Source organism: Rhodovarius crocodyli (assembly GCF_004005855.1).
GTDB lineage: Bacteria > Pseudomonadota > Alphaproteobacteria > Acetobacterales > Acetobacteraceae > Rhodovarius > Rhodovarius crocodyli.
Map to the genome: position 1 here is coordinate 635491 of NZ_SACL01000002.1, position 18962 is coordinate 654452.

Genomic DNA, 18962 nt, shown 5'->3' on the forward strand with positions numbered 1-18962 from the left:
ACTATGGCTTCCCTCGCTATTCCGATGGCCCCTGAAGGCAACCTGTCGCGCTATCTTCAGGACATCCGCAAGTTCCCGATGCTCAAGCCGGAGGAGGAACTCCAGCTTGCGCATGACTGGCGCGACAAGGGCGACGAAAACGCGGCTCACCGCCTCGTTACCTCGCACCTGCGTCTCGTCGCCAAGATCGCCATGGGCTACCGCGGTTATGGACTGCCGGTCGGTGAGCTCATCAGCGAAGGCAATGTCGGCATGATGCAGGCGGTGAAGCGGTTCGATCCGGACCGCGGCTTCCGTCTGGCCACCTACGCCATGTGGTGGATCCGCGCCGCCATTCAAGAATACATCCTTCACAGCTGGTCGCTGGTGAAGATGGGCACGACGGCCGCGCAGAAGAAGCTGTTCTTCAACCTGCGCCGCCTGAAGGGCCAGATGGCCGCGCTGGAGGAAGGCGATCTGCAGCCGGAGGTGGTCGAGAAGATCGCCACCACGCTGCAGGTGCCCGAGGCCGACGTGATCAGCATGAACCGCCGCCTCTCGGCGCCGGACAACAGCCTGAACGCCCCCATCCGCGCCGACAGCGAGGGTGAGTGGCAGGACTGGCTGGTGGACGACAGCGAGAGCCAGGAGGAGGAGCTGGCCGAGCGCGAGGACATGTCGAGCCGCAAGGCCCTGCTGGCCACCGCGCTGAAGACGTTGAACGAGCGTGAGCGTCACATCCTGATCGAACGCCGCCTGAAGGACGAGCCGACGACGCTGGAGGAGCTCTCGCAGCAGTACAACATCAGCCGCGAGCGCGTGCGCCAGATTGAGGTGCGCGCCTTCGAGAAGCTGCAGAAGAGCATGAAGCAGCAGGTTGATGCGCGGCGGCTTGAGCTGGCCTGATCTTCTTTTTCTGTAGAAAAAGAAGCAAAAAGACTTTTGACTGTTCGGCGCCGGGCGGGGAATGAACCTCCTGCCCGGCGCAACTTTTTAGCTGCCAAAAATTTTTTGGTTCTTTTTTATAAAAAAGAACATCGTTTATTTCCCGCTTCTCTCCATCCACGCCCAGGCCGCCAGCCCCGGCAAAAACACCACCACATCCCGGAACCGCCGCGCCAGCCCCAGCGCCGCCCCCGCCGCCGGCGGCAGGCCCGCCAGCACCGCCAGGCCGACGAAGCCGGCTTCCTGGATGCCCAGCGCCCCCGGCACCAGGAAGGCCGCCGAGGACAGTGCCTGGATCAGCGCCTCGATCATCAGGGCGTCCGCCCAGCTGATCGGCAGGCCGAGCGCCCAGCCCGCCACCCAGATCTCCACCGCGCCCACCACCCAGGCCGCGAATTGCCAGACGGTGCACAGCACGGCCGCGCGCGGCCGGCGCCACAGGCGGCGCATGTAGGTATCCAGCCGGCGCGTGCCCGCGGCCAGCCCCGCCAACCTGTCCTTGGCCAGGCCGTTCAGCACGTCGATGGCACGGCTGAGCCAGTTGGCGCGCATCGCCATGATGGTCGCGCCGGCCAGCAACAGCCCGGCCAGCGTGCCGAGCAGGATGGTGAGCCAGCCGACCACCGCGCCCCCGGCCGACAGCAGTGCCAGCCCCAGCAGGGAGAACAGCATCTGCGAGATCATCGACAGTGCCAGGTCGGCCATCATGCTGCCGGCCGCCGCCGGGCCGCGCACGCCCCAGCGGCGCAGCAGCCGGAAGCAGACCACCTCGCCGCCGATACGGCCCACGGGCAGCAGGCCGTTGATGCTCTCGCGTATCCAGACCTGCAGCGTCATGCCGGGCAGGGAGGGGCGCTTGGCGCCAGGGATCAGCATGGCCCAGGCCTGGGCATTCACCGCCATGGGCAGCACATGGGCGAAGGCGACGAGGAACAGCGAGGCGCCGGCGCCGGCCAGCAGGGCAGAGACCTCCGCCCAATCCTGTTGCCACACCACCCAGACGGCGAAGCCGAGGCCCGCGACCGCCGCGATCAGGCCGATCCGGTTCATGCGCCCAGCATGGCCCGGTAGCCGCCGCGCGGGGTGCCCGCCATGGCGGCGATCACGCGCGGGTCGGTCAGGGCGGCGAGCTCCGCGCGATAGCGGTAGCCGGGCGCGCCGCCCGGCACATCGTCGCGGGTGGCGGGGTGGAAATACAGCTCCGTCACGCCACCCTTGATGCGGGGCAGGGCGGACAGCAGGCGCTCGGCGGTGAAGGCGCCGGACCAGTGCAGCCCCACCACCCGGTCGGCGGCCGCAAGGCCCAGGCGGGTGGCGCGGCGGCGCAGGCGCTCGCACCAGGCATGGGTGATGCCGTTGGACCAGTGCACGCGGCCGCCCACGGTCGCGGGTTCCTCATCCGGCAGGCGGATGCAGGGGATGCCCTCGGCGACGGCCACTTCCATCAGCACGGCCGCGATGGCGGGGTGCAGGTGATAGTGCTTGTGGCTGTTGATGTGATCGGGCGTGAGGCCGGTGTCGCGGAAGCGCGCCATCTGGGCCGCGACCTCGGCGCGCAGTTCGCCGCGCGCCGCCCCTGAAAGCGCCAGGGTAAGCCCCATCCGCGCCATGTCGTCCCGGAAGCGGCCATTGGGTTGGGTCAGGGAGGGGATCTGCGCGGGCGGCAGCACCGGCACACCGTCGGTCAGCACCACATGCAGCCCCACGGCCAGATACGGGTTGCGGCGGGCCAGACGCACCGCCTCATCATGCCCCGGGCTGCCCACCATCAGCGAAGCCGCCGACAGCACCCCGTCATTATGCGCCTGCTCGATGGCCTCGTTCACCGAGGCATCGAGGCCGAGGTCATCCGCGTTGACGATGAAGCGGCGCATCCCACCCCCCAACAAAAACGGCCCGATGCGCTGCATCGGGCCGGGAGCGCAAAGCGCGACCGCGCCCAGACTGACCTCAGGCCAGGCGCCACCGGCGCGGCGCGCAAGCCAAGCCGCCGGATGGCGGCGCCGGCGCCTGAGGCATCAAAAATCAGGCCGCCTTGGCGGCCGTCTTGCGCTCCTTGAGGAAGCGGAAGAACTCCACGCCCTCACGCAGGCGGCGCACCAGCATCTGCCGGTCGCGCACCATCTCACCGCAGATCGAGGCGATCTTGGGCACGCGGAAGTAGAACTTCCGGTAGAATTCCTCGACCGCCTTGAAGATTTCCTCATGCGAGAGGTGCGGGTAGTGCAGCGGCGCGATCTGCACGCCGTGCGCGTCCACGTATTCGGTGTGGGCCGTGTCCAGCCAGCCTTCCTTCTCCGCCTGGTTCCACAGGTAGGTGCCGGGATAGGGCGCGGCCAGGCTGACCTGGATGGTGTGCGGGTTGGTCTCGATCGCGAACTTGATCGTTTCCTGGATGGTCTCGCGCGTCTCGCCGGGCAGGCCCACGATGAAGGTGCCGTGGATGGCGATGCCGAGCTCGTGGCAGTCCTTGGTGAACTGCCGCGCGACTTCGACGCGCATGCCCTTCTTGATGTTGTGCAGGATCTGCTGGTTGCCGCTCTCGTAGCCGACCAGCAGCAGGCGCAACCCGTTCTCGCGCATCACCTTCAGGCTCGCGTAGGGAACGTTCGCCTTGGCGTTGCAGGACCAGGTGACGCCCAGCTTGCCCAGCTCCTTCGCGATGGCTTCCGCGCGCGGCAGGTCATCGGTGAAGGTGTCGTCGTCGAAGAACAGCTCCTGCATCTCGGGGAAGTTCGCCAGGATGTACTTCACCTCGGCGATCACATGTTCCACCGAGCGCGTGCGGTAGCGATGCCCGCCCACCGTCTGCGGCCACAGGCAGAAGGTGCAGCGGCTCTTGCAGCCGCGGCCGGTGTAGAAGCTGACGTAGGGGTGCTTCAGGTAGCCGATGAAGTACTTCTTCCAGTCCAGGTCGCGCTTGTAGACCTCGGACACGAAGGGAAGGCTGTCCATGTCCTCCAGCACTTCGCGGTCGTCGTTGTGCACGATCAGGCCATCGGCGGTGCGGTAGGACAGGCCCTTGATGGTCGCCCAATCCAGCCCCTCGGCCACGTCCTTGATGGTGAAGTCGAAGTCGTTGCGGGCCACCCAGTCGATCACCGGGGCATCGCGCAGCGATTCATCGGGCTGCACGGCCACCTTGGCGCCGATCAGGCCGATCTTCAGGTTCGGATTAGCCTGCTTCAGCATCTCCGCCACCTTCACGTCCGACGCGAAGGAGGGGGTGGAGGTGTGCATCACGCACAGGTCGAAATCATTCGCCTGCGGCAGGATGTCCCCCATGGTGATGCCGTGCGGCGGCGCGTCGATCAGCTTGCTGCCGGGCACGAGGGCCGCGGGCTGGGCCAGCCAGGTCGGGAACCAGAAGCTCTTGATCTCCCGCCGGGCCTGGTAACGGGCGCCGGCGCCGCCGTCGAACCCGTCAAAGGTGGGGGCCTGGAGAAAGAGGGTGCGCATCATCCGCTAAGATACCTTCAGCAAGTCCGGGAGGGTTTGGGCGAAGCCGCCAGGAAGCTCAAGTGGCTTCTTCGCCATGTCCTTCAACCCGGCTTCATACGACCATCCGCGCCGATACGGAAGCGTTCGCTGCCCCAGGCCACCCGGCCGGGCCACAGCCCCGCCAGCCAGACCGCGAAGGAAAGCGCATCGCGCAGCGGCACCCAGGCGGGGCGGGGCGCCAGCCCCAGGGCCCGGTCGATCCAGGCCGTGGCCGAGAGGCGCATGGCCAGCGACAGCCCAAAAGCCCCGGCGATCCAGGGGTTTTCCGGCGCCAGGACCAGGGCCAGCAGCGCCCAGGGCAGGGGGTGGGTCAGGCCGAGGCCCAGATAGCCCCAGGGGTTGAGCAGCCTGACCGTGCGCGCCCAGCGCAGCTCATGCCGCCACAGGCCGGGCAGGGCGGCCTCATGCATCACATGGGCGGGAAGCTCGTCGGCCAGCACGACCTTGAGCCCCAGCCCGCGCACCGCCACGCCCAGCGCGTGGTCGTCGGCCAGCAGGTCCAGGAAGGCCTCGAATCCGCCCAGTCGCTCCAGCGTCTCGGCGCGCAGGGCCATGGTGGCGCCGTAGCAGCCATGGGCCTGGCCGAGCGATTCCCCCAAGGCGGCGCTCGGCAGGAAGTGCCAGTCCACCTGCAGCGCGGTCAGGCGGGAGAAGAAGCCCCCATCCGCCGGCACGCCCCGGTACAGGCAGGTGACGAGGCCCACGGAGGGATCGGCCAGCGGCGCCGTCACGGCCGTCAGCCATCGCGCAGAGACCCGCATATCCGCGTCCACCACCGCCAGCACGGGGTGTGCGGCCTCTCGCGCCAGGTGCACCAGCTGCGACACCTTGCGATTCGCCCCCAGCACGGCACCGCCCTGGTGCAGCCGGGCCGGCGGGCAGAAGCGCGCGGCGACCGGCACGGCGGCATCGCCAGGGTCGGCCACGGCCATCAGCAGCTCATGCGGGGCGGTGTGGGCCTGGTCCAGGTGGCTCGCGATATTGGCGTCCAGCCCCGGCTCCGCGCCATAGAGCGGCTTGAGGATGGAGGCGGCCAGCATCGGCCCCTCGGGCGCGCCCCCGGGCGGCTGCGCGGCGGCCAGGCGCGAAACGGCGCGCGCCGCCAGCATGCCCTGAACCGCCGCCGCGATGCCCAGCAGCGCGAAGAATGCGGCAACCGCTGTCAGCATCGCCGATCCATCCTATAAAGCGGTTCCATGCGCGCCCATCTCTCCGTGCCGATGCTGCTTCTGCTCGCTGCCTGCGGGTCCACGCAAGTGGCGCGCGGCGGGGTGGAGGTGCCGACCGCCGCCTCGATGTATGCCGGAGCGAACGACGCCGGCGACCCGTTCGAGCGGGTGAACCGCCACCTGTACGACGTGAACTACGAGCTGGACGAGAGCGTCTTCCGCCCGGTGGCCGAGACCTATCGTGCCGTGGTGCCGGAATACGGGCGCACGCGGGTGCGGACCTTCCTGCAGAACCTGGGTGAGCCGCTGATCTTCGCGAACAACCTGCTGCAGCTGCGCTTCGATGCCGCGGGCACCACCATGGGCCGCTTCGCGCTGAACACCACGCTCGGCGGGCTCGGGCTGTTCGATGTGGCGGCCGACCAGGGACTGCGCCGCCAGACCGGCGATTTCGGGCAGACCATGGCGCGCTACGGCATGCCGGGCGGCCCCTATCTGATGTTGCCCATCCTGGGGCCGAGCAATGTGCGCGATGCCGTGGGCGACGGCATCGAGAGCTTCGGCAACCCGCTGCAGCTCGCGCTCGGCCCGTATCTGTCGGCCTATACGCTGCGCACGCTGAACATCACGCGCGGGGCGCTGGGCGGCGTGGACCTGCGCGCCGAGAACCTGGACACGCTGGATGTGCTGCGCGCCGACAGCCTGGACGGCTATGCCCGGCTGCGCAGCGTGATCCGCCAGCGCCGCGACGCCGACATCATGGAGGCCCACCCGCGCGCCGCGCGCGACGTGGCCGCGGGCGGCGCCCCCGCCGTGCTGGACGACCCCGGTGCCGGCCCCACCGTGCTGGACGACCCCGGCACGAGCGGGCCGAGCGCCGTGGCGGTGCTGGACGACCCGGGCACCGGCAGCACGGGGTCAGCACCCGCCGCAGCGCCCGCCCAGGCGGCCCCGCGCCCGCGCGTGGAGGTCGAATGGGCCGCCCGCACCCTGCGCCAGGCCGACCTGGCCACCCCCGGCGAGGCCAGCGGCGAGGCCCTGCCGGCCGCCGGGCGCGTGGACGGGCAATGGGCGCGCGACGTGCTGCGGGGTCGATCCCCGTAACACCTTGTCACCGGCCGGGCCCATTGCATGCGGCCCCGCCCCGGGCGAGAACACGCCGCCCATGCAGATGTCCGTTTTCCTAGAGCACCTGGCCTTCGCCTTCTGCCTCGCCCTGGTTTCCGCCCTGGGCGTGGCGCTGATGATCCGTTTCCCGATCCTGGACCATCCGGACGCGCGCAAGGCCCATCGGCGCCCCACGCCCAAGGGCGGCGGGGTGGGGGTGGTGCTGGCCTTCATGCTGGGCATGACGGTGCTGTACGGGCTGGCCGATTTCGCGCGGCTGGCGGAACCCCAGTTCCTGGGCGTGATCCTGGCGGGCTTCGCCATGGCGCTGGTCGCATTGGCCGATGACGTGAAGGATTTCCGCTTCCTGGTGAAGCTGGGGGCGCAGTTCGGCGCCGCGCTGGTGGCGGTGGCCTCCGGCCTCGTGCTGACGCGGCTGGCGCTGCCGGGCCTCGGCGTGGTGGAGCTGGGCTGGCTCGGCGTGCCGCTCACGCTGTTCTGGATCCTGGGCTGCACCAATGCGGTGAACTTCATGGACGGGTCTGACGCGCTGGTGGGGGGCGTCATGTTCCTGGCCAGCGCCGCGCTCTGCGCCGTGGCGCTCAGCCAGGGGGCCTGGTTCGTCTATGCCGCCAGCCTGTTCCTGGCGGCGGGCTTCCTGGGCTTCCTGCCTTTCAACCTGCCGCCCGCCCGCATCTTCATGGGCGATGTCGGCAGCCAGTTCGCGGGCTTCATGATGGCCGTGCTGGCGGTGGCCGCCGCGCGCTTCGATGCGCAGCAGGTCAGCGTGCTGATCGTGCCGCTGCTGATCTTCTCCCTGCTGTTCGATGCGCTGTTCACGCTGGTGCGGCGTGCCATGGCAGGGCGCTCGGTCAGCCGGCCGCACCGCACGCATCTGTACCAGATGGCCGTGCGCAGCGGGCTGTCTCCGGCCCGGGTGGCGCTGCTGCATGCGGTGTTCACCCTGTTCCATGCGGGGCTGGTGGCGGCCTTCTTCCAGCTGACGCCGAGCCAGAAGCCGCTTGTGCTGCTGCCGGCACTCGCGGTGCAGGTGGCCTGGGCGGTGGTGGTGCTGGGCCGGATGCGCCGCGCGGGGCTGACCTTCCAGGAGCCCTCGGCGGGCTGATCGCCTCGTCGATGCCGCGTGCCGGGGGCCGATACGCTCCCGGACGCATGCGGCGCTGTGCATCAGGCTGGGGCAATCCGTATCCAGGCGCATGCCGCCGGGGCAGCCTTGCCGCATCAGGCTGTATGATCGTCTGGTTCGTACAAGTTGACACTCTCCATCGCGCGGCCTGCCATGAGGGCCATGCATTCGCCCCCGTTCCGGGGGCTTCCGGAGAGCCGTTTTGCCCGCCCTTGCCGTTACCCCGCTGCCCGCCGACGCCCCGCGGCGCCGCATCGCCTATGACCCCCGCAACCCCCTGGCGCGCCCCTTCGCGTCACAGCTCGGGGCCTTTCGGTCCGGTACCTCCACACCGCGCGCCTTCCTGGAGGAATGCCTCGACACGCTGACCCGTGACGAGCCCGCCATCGCGGCCTTCGTGACGCTGGGGCTGGACGCCGCGCGCGCGTCCGCCGATGCCGCCACCGCCCGTTGGCGTGAGGGGCGCCCGCTGTCGCTGGTCGACGGCATGCCCATCGCGGTGAAGGACATGATCGAGACCATCGACATGCCCACCCAGATGAACAGCCCGATCTTCGCGGGCTGGCAATCACGCCGGGATGCCGCCTGCGTGGCCGCTATGCGCCAGGCGGGCGCGGTGATCGTGGGCAAATCCGTCACGACCGAATTCGCCTGCGGCAATTCCGGCCCCACCCGCAACCCGTATGACAGCGCGCGCACGCCGGGCGGTTCCTCCAGCGGGTCCGCGGCCTCGGTGGGGGCGGGCATGGTCAGCATGGGGTTCGGCACCCAGACCCACGGCTCCACGATCCGCCCGGCCGGCTATTGCGGCGCCTATGGGCTGAAGCCCAGCCTGGGCGCGCTGCATACGGGGGGCCTTGCGCCGCTCGGCCCCACGCTGGACCACCTGGGCATCATCGCCGCCAGCCTGGAGGATGCCTGGACCAGTGCGAAGGCCATTGCCTCCATTGCCGGCGGCACGCCCCCGCACCCCGGCATGCGCGGGCCGATGGAGACCCCGGCGGCGCTGCGCCCCGCCACCCTGGTGCGGCTGAACACGCTGGGCTGGGCGGAGACGCCCGCTTCCTCTCAGGCGGCCTTCGAGGCGGCGGTCTCGGCCATCGCCGCGGCGGGCGTGACCATCCTCGATGCCTCCAACGACGCCGGGGTGGCGGCGCTGGAAGCCGAGCTCGCCCGTATCGACGATTACGCGACCGACCTGCTGGCCTGGGAATCCCGCGCCGCGCTCGGGGCCTATCGGGCCCATGGCGACCACATGGTGGGCGCGCGCGTGCATGACCTGCTGGAGCGCGCGGCCGGCATGGACACCGCCCGCTATGAGCGCGGCCTGGCCGGTCGGCAGCGCCTGCGCGACCTGGTGGCGGGCTTCGCCGGCCGGGTGCAGGGCTTCGTCATGCTGTCCTCCAGCGGGCCGGCCATCGCGGACCATGCCTATACCGGGTCCCGCAACTACGCCTTGCCCTGGACGATGGTGGCCGCGCCCTCGATCTCGCTGCCGCTGCTGGTGGACCAGGAACTGCCGCTGGGCCTGCAGATCGCGGGCTTTGCCGAGGGCGACGCCGAGACCTGCGCCATCGGCGCCTGGCTGCGCGACACGCTGCTGAAGCATTGAGAGGAACCGACATGACCCTTCGACGCACCCTGCTGGGCGCCGCCCCCGCGCTGCTCGCGGCTCCCGCCTTGGCCCAGACCAGCTTCGCCACCCGCCCGATCCGCATGGTCGTGGGCTATCCGCCCGGCGGCACCACCGATGTCGCGGCGCGGCTGATGGCGCCGCGCATGCAGGCCATGCTGGGCCAGCCCGTGGTCGTGGAGAACCGTACCGGCGCCAGCGGCAATATCGGCACCGAATACGTGGTGCGCGCCCCGGCCGACGGCCACACCATCCTGATGGGCACCATCGGCGCGCTGTCCATCAACCCCACCTTGTACGGCAACCTGCCCTTCGACCCGCAGACGGACCTGACGCCGATCACGCGGGTGGCGCAGATCGTGAACGTGCTGGCGGTGCCCACCAGCAAGCCCTGGCGGACGGCCGCCGATGTCGTTGCCGCCGCGCGTGCCAATCCGCTGACCTATGGTTCCTCGGGTTCGGGCGGCGCGGGGCACCTGGCGGGCGAGCAGCTGAACGTCATGGCCGGGCTGCGCAACATCCACGCGCCCTATCGCGGCGGCGCGCCCATGATCACCGACATCGCCAACGGCACGCTGGATTTCGGCTTCACCCCTGTCTCGGGCGCCAAGCCCCTGGCCGATGCGGGGCGGCTGCGCATCCTCGCGGTTTCGACCCTGGCCCGCAGCGCGCAGATCCCCGATGTGCCGGCCCTGGCGGAGACGCCGGGCCTCGCCGGCTTCGACATGCAGGACTGGAGCGCGCTGATGGCGCCGAAGGGCCTGCCGGCAGCCATCCAGCAGGCGCTGCACGCCGCCGCCGTGGCGGCGCTGGCCGAGCCCGAACTGGTCGCGGCCTTCACCCAGCGCGCGCTGGACGCCACGCCCTCAAGCCCTGAGGAAACGGCGGCCTTCCTGCGGGCGGAGACGGCGAAGTGGACGCCGATCATCCGGGCATCTGGCGCGACGCCGACCTGACCCTGCGGGCGGGCGGGCGTCTCAGACCAGTCCGCCGCCGCCATCCACCGCGATGACCTGGCCGGTGCCGTAGGTCTGGCGCATGGCATAGAGATAGGCTTCGGCCACTTCGGCCGTCTCCCCTGCATGGCCGGCCGGCAGCGTCTCGGCGGTCGTCCGGTAGAGCGCCTCGCGGTCCGCCTCCGTCATGTCCGACCACAGCGGCGACCTGACGATGCCCGGCGCCACGATGTTGACCCGGAGCGGCGCCAACTCGACCGCCAGCGCGCGGGTCAGCCCCTCCATCGCGCTGCAGATGCTGGCACCCAGCGCCCAGCCGGCGCGCGGCCGCGTGGCGGCCAGGCCCGAGGTGAAGGTGATCGACCCGCCCGGGCGGATATGGGGGCTGCCATGCTTGGCGGCCATCAGGGCGCCGAAATAGCGCAGGCCGAAGTAGCTGAGCGCGACGTCCAGCCGCATGTCCGGCAGCAGGCCGAGCTTCAGCGGCCCGCCCGCGGTGAAGACCAGGTGGTCGAAGGCGCCCAGCCCGGCGAACAGCCCCGCCACCGCGGCCGCGTCGCTCAGGTCAAGGGCATGGCCTTCGGCCTGCGCGGGCAGGGTGGCCAGCGCCTCATCCACCCGCGCCTGCCGGCTTGAGGCGATGACGACCGTGGCACCTTGTCCGGCCGCCGCCTGCGCCACCGCCAGCCCGATGCCCGAGCTGCCGCCCAGCACGATGATCCGTTTGCCTGTAAGGGTCATGGAATGTCTCCGTCGCTTGTGACGGGGACCGATATCCTCCCTTGACGGAAATGCTCACAGCGCAGCTTTGTCTCTCTCATAGTGACGGAAAATCATCATGGGCTTCGATGGCAGATTGCTGGCGGGCATAGGCGTGATGCAGGCGGTGGTGGAATCGGGCAGTTTTGCCCGTGCCGGCGAGGCCTTGGGCCTGACGCCGTCGGGTGTCAGCCGGGCGGTGTCGCGGCTGGAGGCACGGGTGGGGCTGCGCATATTCGAGCGCTCACCTCGGCTGGTGGCGCTGACCGAGGAAGGCCGCCGCTTTCATGCCCAGGTCGCGCCCCTGCTCGCAGGGATCGAGGAGGCGGCGCAGGAGGCCGCCGGAGCCTCCGCCGCCGTGCGGGGGCGGCTGCGCATCAACGCCGACCCCTGGTTCGCCCGCTTCGTGCTGGCCCCGCGCCTGCCGGAATTCCTGGCGACGTATCCGGCACTGTCCCTGGAACTGGTCGTGCGAGACACGCTGGGTGACCTGGTGGCGGAGGGGTTCGACGCCGCGGTGCGCTTCGGGGAGCCTGCGCAGTCAGGGCTGATGGCGCGCAAGCTGCTGGAGACCCGGGTGCTGGCCTGCGCCTCGCCGGGCTATGTCGCGCGCCACGGCATGCCCCTGCATCCGCGTGATCTCGAGCGCCACGAATGCCTGTTCTACCGCGACCCGGCCACCGGGAGGCCCTTTCCCTGGGAATTCCAGGGCCATGGCCAGGTGGTCGAGGTGAAGGTGAGCGGCCGCACCGTGACCAACGACCTGGCCACGAAGCTGGCCGCTTGTGTGGCGGGGCTCGGAGTCGCGCAGAGCATCGAGATCGGGCTTGGAGATGCCTTCGCGCGCGGCGAACTCGTGCAGCTGCTGCCGGACTGGGCGGAGGAGCGGTATCCACTCTATGCCTACCACCTCTCCCGACACCGGGTCCCCGCGAAGGTCAGGGCCTTCCTGGACTTCGTCGTGGCCAGGACCCCGGGCTGAGGGGGGTCAGCCCCTCAACAGCATCAGCAGCAGCACGAACATCGCCAGCGCCGCACCCTGGAACAGGATGCGGTACTGCATCAGCCGGTTGGAGCGCGCGGGGTCCGGGTTGCCGCGCGCCATCTGGAACAGGCCCATCACCAGGGCGATGACGGTGGCCGCCATCGCCAGCGGCACCAGGACCGAGAGGATCGTGACCATCATGCGGCACAGGCCTTCCATATCACTTCGGGGGTCGCCGGCATGTCCACCTGGCGGCCGCCCAGCGCATCAACCAGCGCGTTGACCATGGCGGGCGGGCTGCCGACGGCGCCTGCCTCGCCCGCGCCCTTCACCCCCATCGGGTTGGTGGTGCAGGGAATTTCCATCAGCTCCACCTCGATGTCCGGCAGATCCGACGCGCGGGGCAGGGCATAGTCCATGAAGCTGGCCGAGAGAAGCTGCCCCGACTCCGGATCATAGGCCGTGCGTTCCAGCACCGCCTGGCCGATGCCCTGCGCCACGCCGCCATGCACCTGGCCGCGCACGATCAGCGGGTTCAGCGCATGGCCCACATCATCCACCACGACGTAGTGCGGGATGGAGACGAGGCCCGTCTCCGGGTCCAACTCCACCTCCGCGATGTGGCAGCCGTTGGGGAAGGTGTGGGCGGGGATGGGGGCGACCTCGGCCGCGTCCAGCAGGGTCACGCTCTCACCGCGCGCGGCGCGTTCGCGCTGGGAGAGGGCGAGTTCCAGGATGCCGATGCCCTTATCCGTGCCGGCCACGGCGAAGCGGCCCTGCGTGAACTCGATGTCGGCGGTGGCGGCTTCCAGCGCCTCGCCGGCGGCCTGCTTGCCCTTCTCGATCACGGTGGCGGTGGTGGCCAGGATGGCCGTGCCTTCGGAATACAGGCTGCGCGCGCCGCCCGTGCCGCCGCCGGTCGGCACCTCGTCGGTGTCACCCTGGCGGATGCGGATCTTCTCGATCGGAATGCCCAGCTCATGGCTGGTCATCATCGCATAGGCCGTCTCATGCCCCTGGCCGGTGGATTGGGTGCCGACCCAGACCTCGGCGAAGCCGTCCTGGGTGAAGCGGACTTCGGCGCGTTCGGAGGCATCGCCGCCCGTGGCCTCCAGGTAATAGGCGAGGCCGATGCCGCGCTTGCGGCCGGCGGCCTCCGAGGCAGCCTTGCGGGCCGCGAAGCCCGCCCAATCGGCCTTCTGCAGCGCGGCATCCAGCACGGTGGCGAATTCGCCGCTGTCGTATTTCTGGCCGACCGCGGTGGTGTAGGGCATGGCCTCGGGCCCCACGATGTTGCGGCGGCGCAGCTCGATCCGGTCGATGCCCAGCTCCCGCGCGGCGGTGTCGATCAGGCGCTCGACCAGGTAGTTGCTCTCAGGACGGCCGGCGCCGCGATAGGCGTCGACCGGCACGGTGTTGGTCAGCACGCCGATGACGTTCGCGTAGATCGCCTGGAAGTTATAGATGCTGGCCAGCACCTTGGTGCCCGCCCCGGTCGGGATGAAGGGCGCGAAGGTCGACAGATAGGCGCCCATCCCGGCCACGTTGCGGGTCCGCAGGGCCAGGAACTTCCCGTCCTTGTCCAGCGCCAGCTCACCGGTCGTGATGTTGTCGCGGCCATGGGTGTCGGAGAGGAACGCTTCGCTGCGCTCGCTCGTCCATTTCACCGGGCGGCCCACCTTGCGGGCGGCATAGGCGCACAGCGCGTATTCGGCATACAGATACAGCTTCATGCCGAAGCCGCCGCCGACATCGGGGGTGACGACGCGGATCTGCTTCGGATCCACCTTCAGCACCACCTTGGCCAGCAGGTCCCGCACCAGCCAGGAGCCCTGGGTGGTGCAATGGAGCGTGAACTTGCCGCTGGCCGCATCGTATTCCGCGCCGCAGGCCCGGCCTTCCATGCTGTTCACGATGATGCGGTTGTTCACCACCGTCAGCGTGGTGACGTGGGCGGCCTGCGCGAACAGCGCCTCGGCCTCGGCCTTCTTCCCGGCCTCCCAGTCGAAGCAGATGTTGTTGGCGACACCGGGCCAGACCAGCGGCTGGCCGGGGGCGGTCGCGGTGGCGAGGTCCGTGACGGAGGGCAGCTCCGCATAGTCGATCTCGATCGCCTCGGCCGCGTCGCGCGCGGCCTTCAGGCTGTCGGCCACCACGAAGGCCACCGGGTCACCCACATGGCGCACCGTGTCGGTGGCCAGCGGCAGGCGGGGCGTCTCGCCGCGCGGGGAGCCGTCGCGGTTCTTCATCGGGATGACGCAGGGCACCTCGCCCACGCCCTCCGCCGCCAGCTCGGCGCCCGTGACGATGGCGAGCACGCCGGGCATGGCGGCGGCCGCGGCGGTGTCGATCGCGGCGATGCGCGCATGGGCATGCGGGCTGCGCAGCACATAGCCGAAGCTCTGGCCGGGCAGGGCGATGTCGTCGGTGTAGCGCCCGCCGCCGATCAGCAGGCGGGGGTCCTCGATACGACGCAGCGACTGGCTGAGGCCGAACTTGGCCATGGCTTTTCTCCCTGTTCCGACTTCTGGACAGGGAGAATGGGGGCTGAACGCGATTTCGGAAAGGGTGGCGTTAGGGCCGCCCGCCCTCGACCGGCAGCACCTGGCCCGTGATCCAGCTCGCCTGCTCACTGGCCAGGAACATCACGGCATGCGCGATGTCCTCGGGCTCACCCAGGCGCCCGGTGCTGAGCTGGGCCAGAACCTGGGTCTTCTTTTCCTCGCTGTAGCCGTTCCACTGGTCGATGGCGTCCGGCCCGGACAGGATCAGCCCCGGCGCCACCGTGTTGGCCGTGATGCCAAGCGGCCCGAGCCCCACGGAAAGCTGGCGCGTCAGCCCGATCGCCGCGTGCTTGGCCGCCGTATAGGCATGCAGCCCGGTGCGGCTGGCGCGCAGCCCGGCGCCGGAGGAGACGATGACGATCCGCCCCCACTTGTTCTTCGCCATCTCGGGCGCCGCAGCCTGCGAAAGCCACAGGCCGGTCTTTACATTGGCGTCCATGATGCGGTCCCAGTTCGCATCGTTGATCTCGGCCAGCTGCAGCCCGCCCAGCCCGCAAGGGCCGCCGGCCGCCAGCGCCAGCACGTCGAGGCGCCCCTCGGCCGCGACCACGGCGCGGACCACGCCGGCCGCCGCCGCCTGGTCCGACAGATCCGCCACATGGGCGGTGATGCCCAGTTCCTGGCCCACCTGCATGATGCGCGGGTCGCGGTCGACCACATGCACACGGGCGCCGGCGTCGCGGAAACCCACGCAGATCGCGCGGCCGATGCCCTGGGCGCCGCCGCTGACCAGCACTGTGCGGTTATTGAACCTGATATCCATCTCTGCTCCTCAGCCGAGGGCTTCGCCCCCGGGCCCCCACCAAGGGCGCTGCCCTTGGAACCCGCCAAAGGCCGAAAGGCCTTTGGAAACCATGGACTGGCGCTTCGGCTTGATAGTTCCGGCGCCAATTTATTATTGAAAATCAAATGGAAAGACGCTTCCAAGCCTTGGTGCCAAGTGCCTGGGGTCCAGGGCCGCTACGGTCCTGGCGGGGGCTCGGGGGCAAAGCCCCCGCCTCACCAGGAATACCCGCGCTTCTCCGGCGGCACCCACACCCCGGCCTTTTCCAGCAGCTTGAACACCGGCCCCAGCCGCAGCATTTCCTCGGCCGACCACAGCGGCATGCGGAACAGCAGCCCGTTCACGCCGAATTTCCGGCGGGTCTCGATGATCTGTTCCGCCACCTCGGCGGCGGTGCCGGCGAAGAAGGGGAATTGCTCCGGCGTGTCCTGGTTCCGGCGCAGCACGGCCATCTGGGCGGCCCATTTGCGGCCGGCCTCGCCTTCCATGCTGCCCAGCAGGTCTTCCATCAGCTGTCGGCCGTGGCCGGGCTCGTCGCGCACCAGGATGTCGGCCAGCGCCAGCACCTCCGGCGGGTCGGCACGGCCGACGGCGGCGGAATGCTCGGCGAGCGAGGAGTAGACGCCCGGCATGTCGGCCATTGTGGCCGGGGAGGCGAACAGGAAGTCGCAATGCTGCGCCGTGAAGCGCCGCCCGCTGTCCGAGGCCGCGGCGCAGACGAATACCGGGCGCTCGGGCGGGAAGGGGCCGCGCATCTTGCCATGGGCGCGGAAATGGGCGCCGTCATAGTCGACGCGGCCTTTTCCGTTCCAGACGCCCTCGCAGATCGCGACCGCATCGCCGGCGGCCTCATACAGGGCCTTGCTGTCGGGCAGCTTGTCGATGCCGAACAGGCTGGCCTCATAGTCGCGATAGCCGTTGACGATGTTCCAGCCCCAGCGCCCGCCGCTCAGCCAGTCGAAATGCGAGCCGAAGCGCGCAATCTGGGTGGGGTGGAAGAACTGGGTGTGCAGGGTGGTGATGATGCCCAGGTGCTTCGTGGCCTGCATCAGCGGCGCGGTCAGGATGATGGCGTGCAGGGAGGGGTCCTGAAAGCCGATGCCGCTGGCTTCCTCCGAGCTCGGCGCGTAGCCGTCGCCGATCAGGGTCAGGTCCAGGCCCACCGCCTCGCAGGCCTCGGCCAGGGCGATGTGGTTCTTCAGGTCCATCGCGTCCGGGTTCAGGGCGGCGATTTTACCCGAGGGCAGCATGGTCTTGGCCTTGGGCCAGAAGGTGCCGAACCGCATGGTGCCGTCCCGCAGGCGCGGCTTGCGCGAGGATGGGGGCGCGGTCTCGGTCATGCGTCTCTCTCTCGGATCGTGATGGGTGAAGGCTAGAGGCTGGCGGTTTTCCTGACAAGCTGTTTGCAAGATTGTAAGACAAAAAACTTGATGGCGCCGCCGCCCGCCGCCACGGCGCCCGGCGTTGACACCCTGGGTGCCCGCGCGGAAAACCGCCGGGCATGCCCCGTAGCGCCCCCTCCGCCCATCCCGCCGGCCTGATCGAGGAAATCGCGGAGAAGATCCACGCGAAGATCATCGCGGGCGAGCTGAAGCCGGGTGAGCGGCTGAAGCAGGATCTGCTGGCCGAGGAATTCGGCGTCAGCCGCACCCCGGTGCGCGAGGCACTCTCACGCCTCGACGCGCGCGGCATCGTGAAGCTGGAGGCACGCCGCAGCGCCACCGTCAGCGTGCCCTCGCCCCGTGAGGTGCGGGAGATGTACCAGGTGCGGGCGGAGCTTGAGGGGCTGGCGGCGGCGCTGGCCGCCGAATGGATCACCGGCCCGCAATTGCTGGCGCTGCAGGCCGCGCATGAGGCCTTCGTGGCCGCGGCCGAGCGGCTGAAGGCCGCAACGCCCCCGGAGCTGCCGCGCCTCTGCCTCGACTGGATCGAGACCAATGCCGCCTTCCACGGCGTGATCGTCACGGCGTCAGGCAATGCCTCGCTGGCGCGCGTGCTGGGCGAGATTTCCGCCGGCTATGTTCGGCATATCCTGCTGGCCTCGGCCGCCGAGACCACCGCGCCGCGCATGGATGCCAATGTGGCGGCCCACGCCGCGATCCTGGCCGCGATCGGCGCGCATGACAGCGCGGGGGCACGGCTGGCGATGCGCGAGCATATCCGCGAGGGCGGGGAGTTCGTCTCGGGATGGTTCGAGAGGCGGGGAGGGTGAGGAACGGGGGCGTTGCCCCCGAAAGCCCCCAGTCAGGGGCTCTGCCCCCGACACCCCCGCCAGGACCGTAGCGGCCCTGGACCCCGGGGAGTTGGCGCCTGATCCTGACAGGGTTGAATATTATAATAAAAATGGCGCCCCGCCTGCGAAGGTAGGGCGCCAAACTCCTATCAGGTCCAGGAGATATTATCTCCTGGCGGGGTTCCAAGGGGGCGGACTTTCTTTTGGCGCGATACCTTCTGCATTACGCTCAATGCGGTCAGCATGGGGCGGTCGGGCCACTCACGAAAGCAGTCGTAGTTTCAGGCCTCACGACGCTCATCCATCTCAACCCTCACCGGTCGCCGCAGTCTGGCGGCGGATGCGCCGGGAAGGCTTTGAGGTCGCCCACTGTACGGTGGCGCGCCTGACGAGCGAGCTTGGCCTGCAAGGAGTGATCCGGAGGAAGACGGTTTGCACCACGATCAGCGTCAAGGCCTCGCCCTGTCTGCTGGACCACGTGAACCACCTGTTCCACCATCCGGCGCCTGACCGGCTGTGGCTGTCGCACGTCACCTATGGCCTGCTGCCGGTCTTGTGGACACCTGGTTAAGGTTTTCACTCGATCGGAGGCCCAAGGATTGGACGCAGGACGTTCAGCCGCGAGTTCAAGCTCGAGGCGGTAAAGTTGGTGAGGGATCGCGCGGGGTGGCTGTGGTACAAGCCCGCCGCGACCTGAACATTGCGGAGAGGGTGCTGAGGCGCTGGGTCCGGGAGAGCGAGGCGGATCCACGTTTTGCCTTCCCCGGCCAAGGCCATTTGCGTCCCGAGCAGCAGGAAATCGATCGTCTTCGACGAGAGGTCGCCAAGCTCAAGGCGGAGCGTGACATCCTAGAAAAGGCCGCAGCCCACTTCGCCAGGGACGCGACATGAAGTTCGCGTTCATGGCGAGGCACAGGACGATTTGGCCATTGGCCTGGATGTGCTCGGTGACGTGCCCCCCTGAAACTCCTCCAAAAATAACTAGAGTCCGCCCGACCCTGAAGTGCTCCCCAAAACTAGGCCAGCGTGAGCTGGAAAATTCCGGGGTTAAGGCTCATCCCGGCGATGCCGCCGGGAGGCCGTTCATCAGCGATATCGGCGCCTTGTTGCCGAGTGCGCTGTGCGGGCGAACTTCGTTGTAGTCCCTGCGCCAAGCCTCCAGTTTCGCCCGCGCGTCGTCAAGGCTCATGAACCAGTGCG

18 protein-coding genes and 1 pseudogene are annotated in these 18962 nt (G+C 69.4%); 9 read left to right on the forward strand and 10 right to left on the reverse strand.

Annotated features, from left to right (window positions below; all coding sequences use genetic code 11):
• Nucleotides 1-3: 3 nt before the first annotated feature.
• Nucleotides 4-885, forward strand: coding sequence for an RNA polymerase sigma factor RpoH (gene rpoH, locus EOD42_RS09095; RefSeq protein WP_206020300.1), 882 nt, complete (start codon nucleotides 4-6; stop codon nucleotides 883-885).
• 135 nt (nucleotides 886-1020) lie between these two features.
• Here rpoH and EOD42_RS09100 read toward each other — a convergent pair whose 3' ends face one another.
• From EOD42_RS09100 to hpnI, 4 genes are all read right to left on the reverse strand, one after another.
• Nucleotides 1021-1974, reverse strand: a complete 954-nt coding sequence (locus tag EOD42_RS09100; protein ID WP_127787161.1) for a lysylphosphatidylglycerol synthase domain-containing protein — start codon at nucleotides 1972-1974, stop codon at nucleotides 1021-1023.
• The gene (gene hpnK, locus EOD42_RS09105; RefSeq protein WP_127787162.1) at nucleotides 1971-2798 is read right to left on the reverse strand and encodes a hopanoid biosynthesis-associated protein HpnK; all 828 of its coding nucleotides are present in this window, start codon (nucleotides 2796-2798) and stop codon (nucleotides 1971-1973) included. Before hpnK ends, EOD42_RS09100 begins: the two co-directional genes overlap by 4 nt.
• Before the next feature lie 151 nt (nucleotides 2799-2949).
• On the reverse strand, nucleotides 2950-4386 hold the full coding sequence (gene hpnJ / locus EOD42_RS09110; RefSeq protein WP_206020301.1) for a hopanoid biosynthesis associated radical SAM protein HpnJ: 1437 nt from the start codon (nucleotides 4384-4386) through the stop codon (nucleotides 2950-2952).
• Nucleotides 4387-4466: 80 nt separating this feature from the next.
• Nucleotides 4467-5594 carry a bacteriohopanetetrol glucosamine biosynthesis glycosyltransferase HpnI gene (gene hpnI / locus EOD42_RS09115; protein ID WP_127787163.1) on the reverse strand — a complete coding sequence of 376 codons (1128 nt, stop codon included), beginning with the start codon at nucleotides 5592-5594 and terminating at the stop codon, nucleotides 4467-4469.
• A gap of 27 nt (nucleotides 5595-5621) precedes the next feature.
• Here hpnI and EOD42_RS09120 point away from each other — a divergent pair, with 27 nt between their 5' ends.
• The 4 genes from EOD42_RS09120 to EOD42_RS09135 all read left to right on the forward strand — a co-directional run bounded on the left by EOD42_RS09120 (nucleotide 5622) and on the right by EOD42_RS09135 (nucleotide 10437).
• Nucleotides 5622-6698 (forward strand): MlaA family lipoprotein, encoded by a 1077-nt coding sequence (locus EOD42_RS09120; RefSeq protein WP_127787164.1) that lies wholly within the window; start codon nucleotides 5622-5624, stop codon nucleotides 6696-6698.
• 67 nt (nucleotides 6699-6765) lie between these two features.
• Nucleotides 6766-7827 carry a glycosyltransferase family 4 protein gene (locus EOD42_RS09125; protein ID WP_240655081.1) on the forward strand — a complete coding sequence of 354 codons (1062 nt, stop codon included), beginning with the start codon at nucleotides 6766-6768 and terminating at the stop codon, nucleotides 7825-7827.
• 223 nt (nucleotides 7828-8050) lie between these two features.
• Nucleotides 8051-9460, forward strand: a complete 1410-nt coding sequence (locus EOD42_RS09130) for an amidase family protein (RefSeq protein WP_164867845.1) — start codon at nucleotides 8051-8053, stop codon at nucleotides 9458-9460.
• A gap of 11 nt (nucleotides 9461-9471) precedes the next feature.
• Nucleotides 9472-10437 (forward strand): Bug family tripartite tricarboxylate transporter substrate binding protein, encoded by a 966-nt coding sequence (locus EOD42_RS09135; protein WP_127787167.1) that lies wholly within the window; start codon nucleotides 9472-9474, stop codon nucleotides 10435-10437.
• 21 nt (nucleotides 10438-10458) lie between these two features.
• Here the strand turns inward: EOD42_RS09135 and EOD42_RS09140 are convergent, their stop codons facing one another.
• On the reverse strand, nucleotides 10459-11178 hold the full coding sequence (locus EOD42_RS09140) for an SDR family oxidoreductase (RefSeq protein ID WP_127787168.1): 720 nt from the start codon (nucleotides 11176-11178) through the stop codon (nucleotides 10459-10461).
• Between the two features lie 97 nt (nucleotides 11179-11275).
• Here EOD42_RS09140 and EOD42_RS09145 point away from each other — a divergent pair, with 97 nt between their 5' ends.
• Nucleotides 11276-12178 (forward strand): LysR family transcriptional regulator, encoded by a 903-nt coding sequence (locus EOD42_RS09145; RefSeq protein WP_127787169.1) that lies wholly within the window; start codon nucleotides 11276-11278, stop codon nucleotides 12176-12178.
• Nucleotides 12179-12184: 6 nt separating this feature from the next.
• Here EOD42_RS09145 and EOD42_RS09150 read toward each other — a convergent pair whose 3' ends face one another.
• The 4 genes from EOD42_RS09150 to EOD42_RS09165 form a co-directional block, all read right to left on the reverse strand.
• Nucleotides 12185-12382 (reverse strand): twin transmembrane helix small protein, encoded by a 198-nt coding sequence (locus EOD42_RS09150; RefSeq protein ID WP_240655082.1) that lies wholly within the window; start codon nucleotides 12380-12382, stop codon nucleotides 12185-12187.
• The gene (locus EOD42_RS09155; protein ID WP_127787170.1) at nucleotides 12379-14685 is read right to left on the reverse strand and encodes a xanthine dehydrogenase family protein molybdopterin-binding subunit; all 2307 of its coding nucleotides are present in this window, start codon (nucleotides 14683-14685) and stop codon (nucleotides 12379-12381) included. The genes EOD42_RS09150 and EOD42_RS09155 overlap by 4 nt, the downstream gene beginning before the upstream one ends.
• Nucleotides 14686-14755: 70 nt before the next feature.
• On the reverse strand, nucleotides 14756-15508 hold the full coding sequence (locus tag EOD42_RS09160; protein WP_127787171.1) for an SDR family NAD(P)-dependent oxidoreductase: 753 nt from the start codon (nucleotides 15506-15508) through the stop codon (nucleotides 14756-14758).
• Nucleotides 15509-15744: 236 nt separating this feature from the next.
• Complete coding sequence (locus tag EOD42_RS09165) at nucleotides 15745-16869, reverse strand: LLM class flavin-dependent oxidoreductase (protein ID WP_127787172.1); 1125 nt, start codon at nucleotides 16867-16869, stop codon at nucleotides 15745-15747.
• Nucleotides 16870-17030: 161 nt separating this feature from the next.
• Between EOD42_RS09165 and EOD42_RS09170 the strand changes: the two genes are divergently transcribed.
• The 3 genes and pseudogenes from EOD42_RS09170 to EOD42_RS09180 form a co-directional block, all read left to right on the forward strand.
• On the forward strand, nucleotides 17031-17741 hold the full coding sequence (locus EOD42_RS09170) for a GntR family transcriptional regulator (RefSeq protein WP_127787173.1): 711 nt from the start codon (nucleotides 17031-17033) through the stop codon (nucleotides 17739-17741).
• Nucleotides 17742-18102: 361 nt separating this feature from the next.
• The gene (locus EOD42_RS26645; protein ID WP_164867846.1) at nucleotides 18103-18333 is read left to right on the forward strand and encodes an IS3 family transposase; all 231 of its coding nucleotides are present in this window, start codon (nucleotides 18103-18105) and stop codon (nucleotides 18331-18333) included.
• Nucleotides 18334-18360: 27 nt separating this feature from the next.
• A pseudogene (locus EOD42_RS09180) lies at nucleotides 18361-18706 on the forward strand (transposase); the annotation flags it as partial.
• A 110-nt stretch (nucleotides 18707-18816) separates the two neighbouring features.
• Here the strand turns inward: EOD42_RS09180 and EOD42_RS09185 are convergent.
• Nucleotides 18817-18962 (reverse strand): integrase core domain-containing protein (locus EOD42_RS09185; protein ID WP_164867847.1); only part of this gene is annotated, 146 nt, incomplete at its 5' end.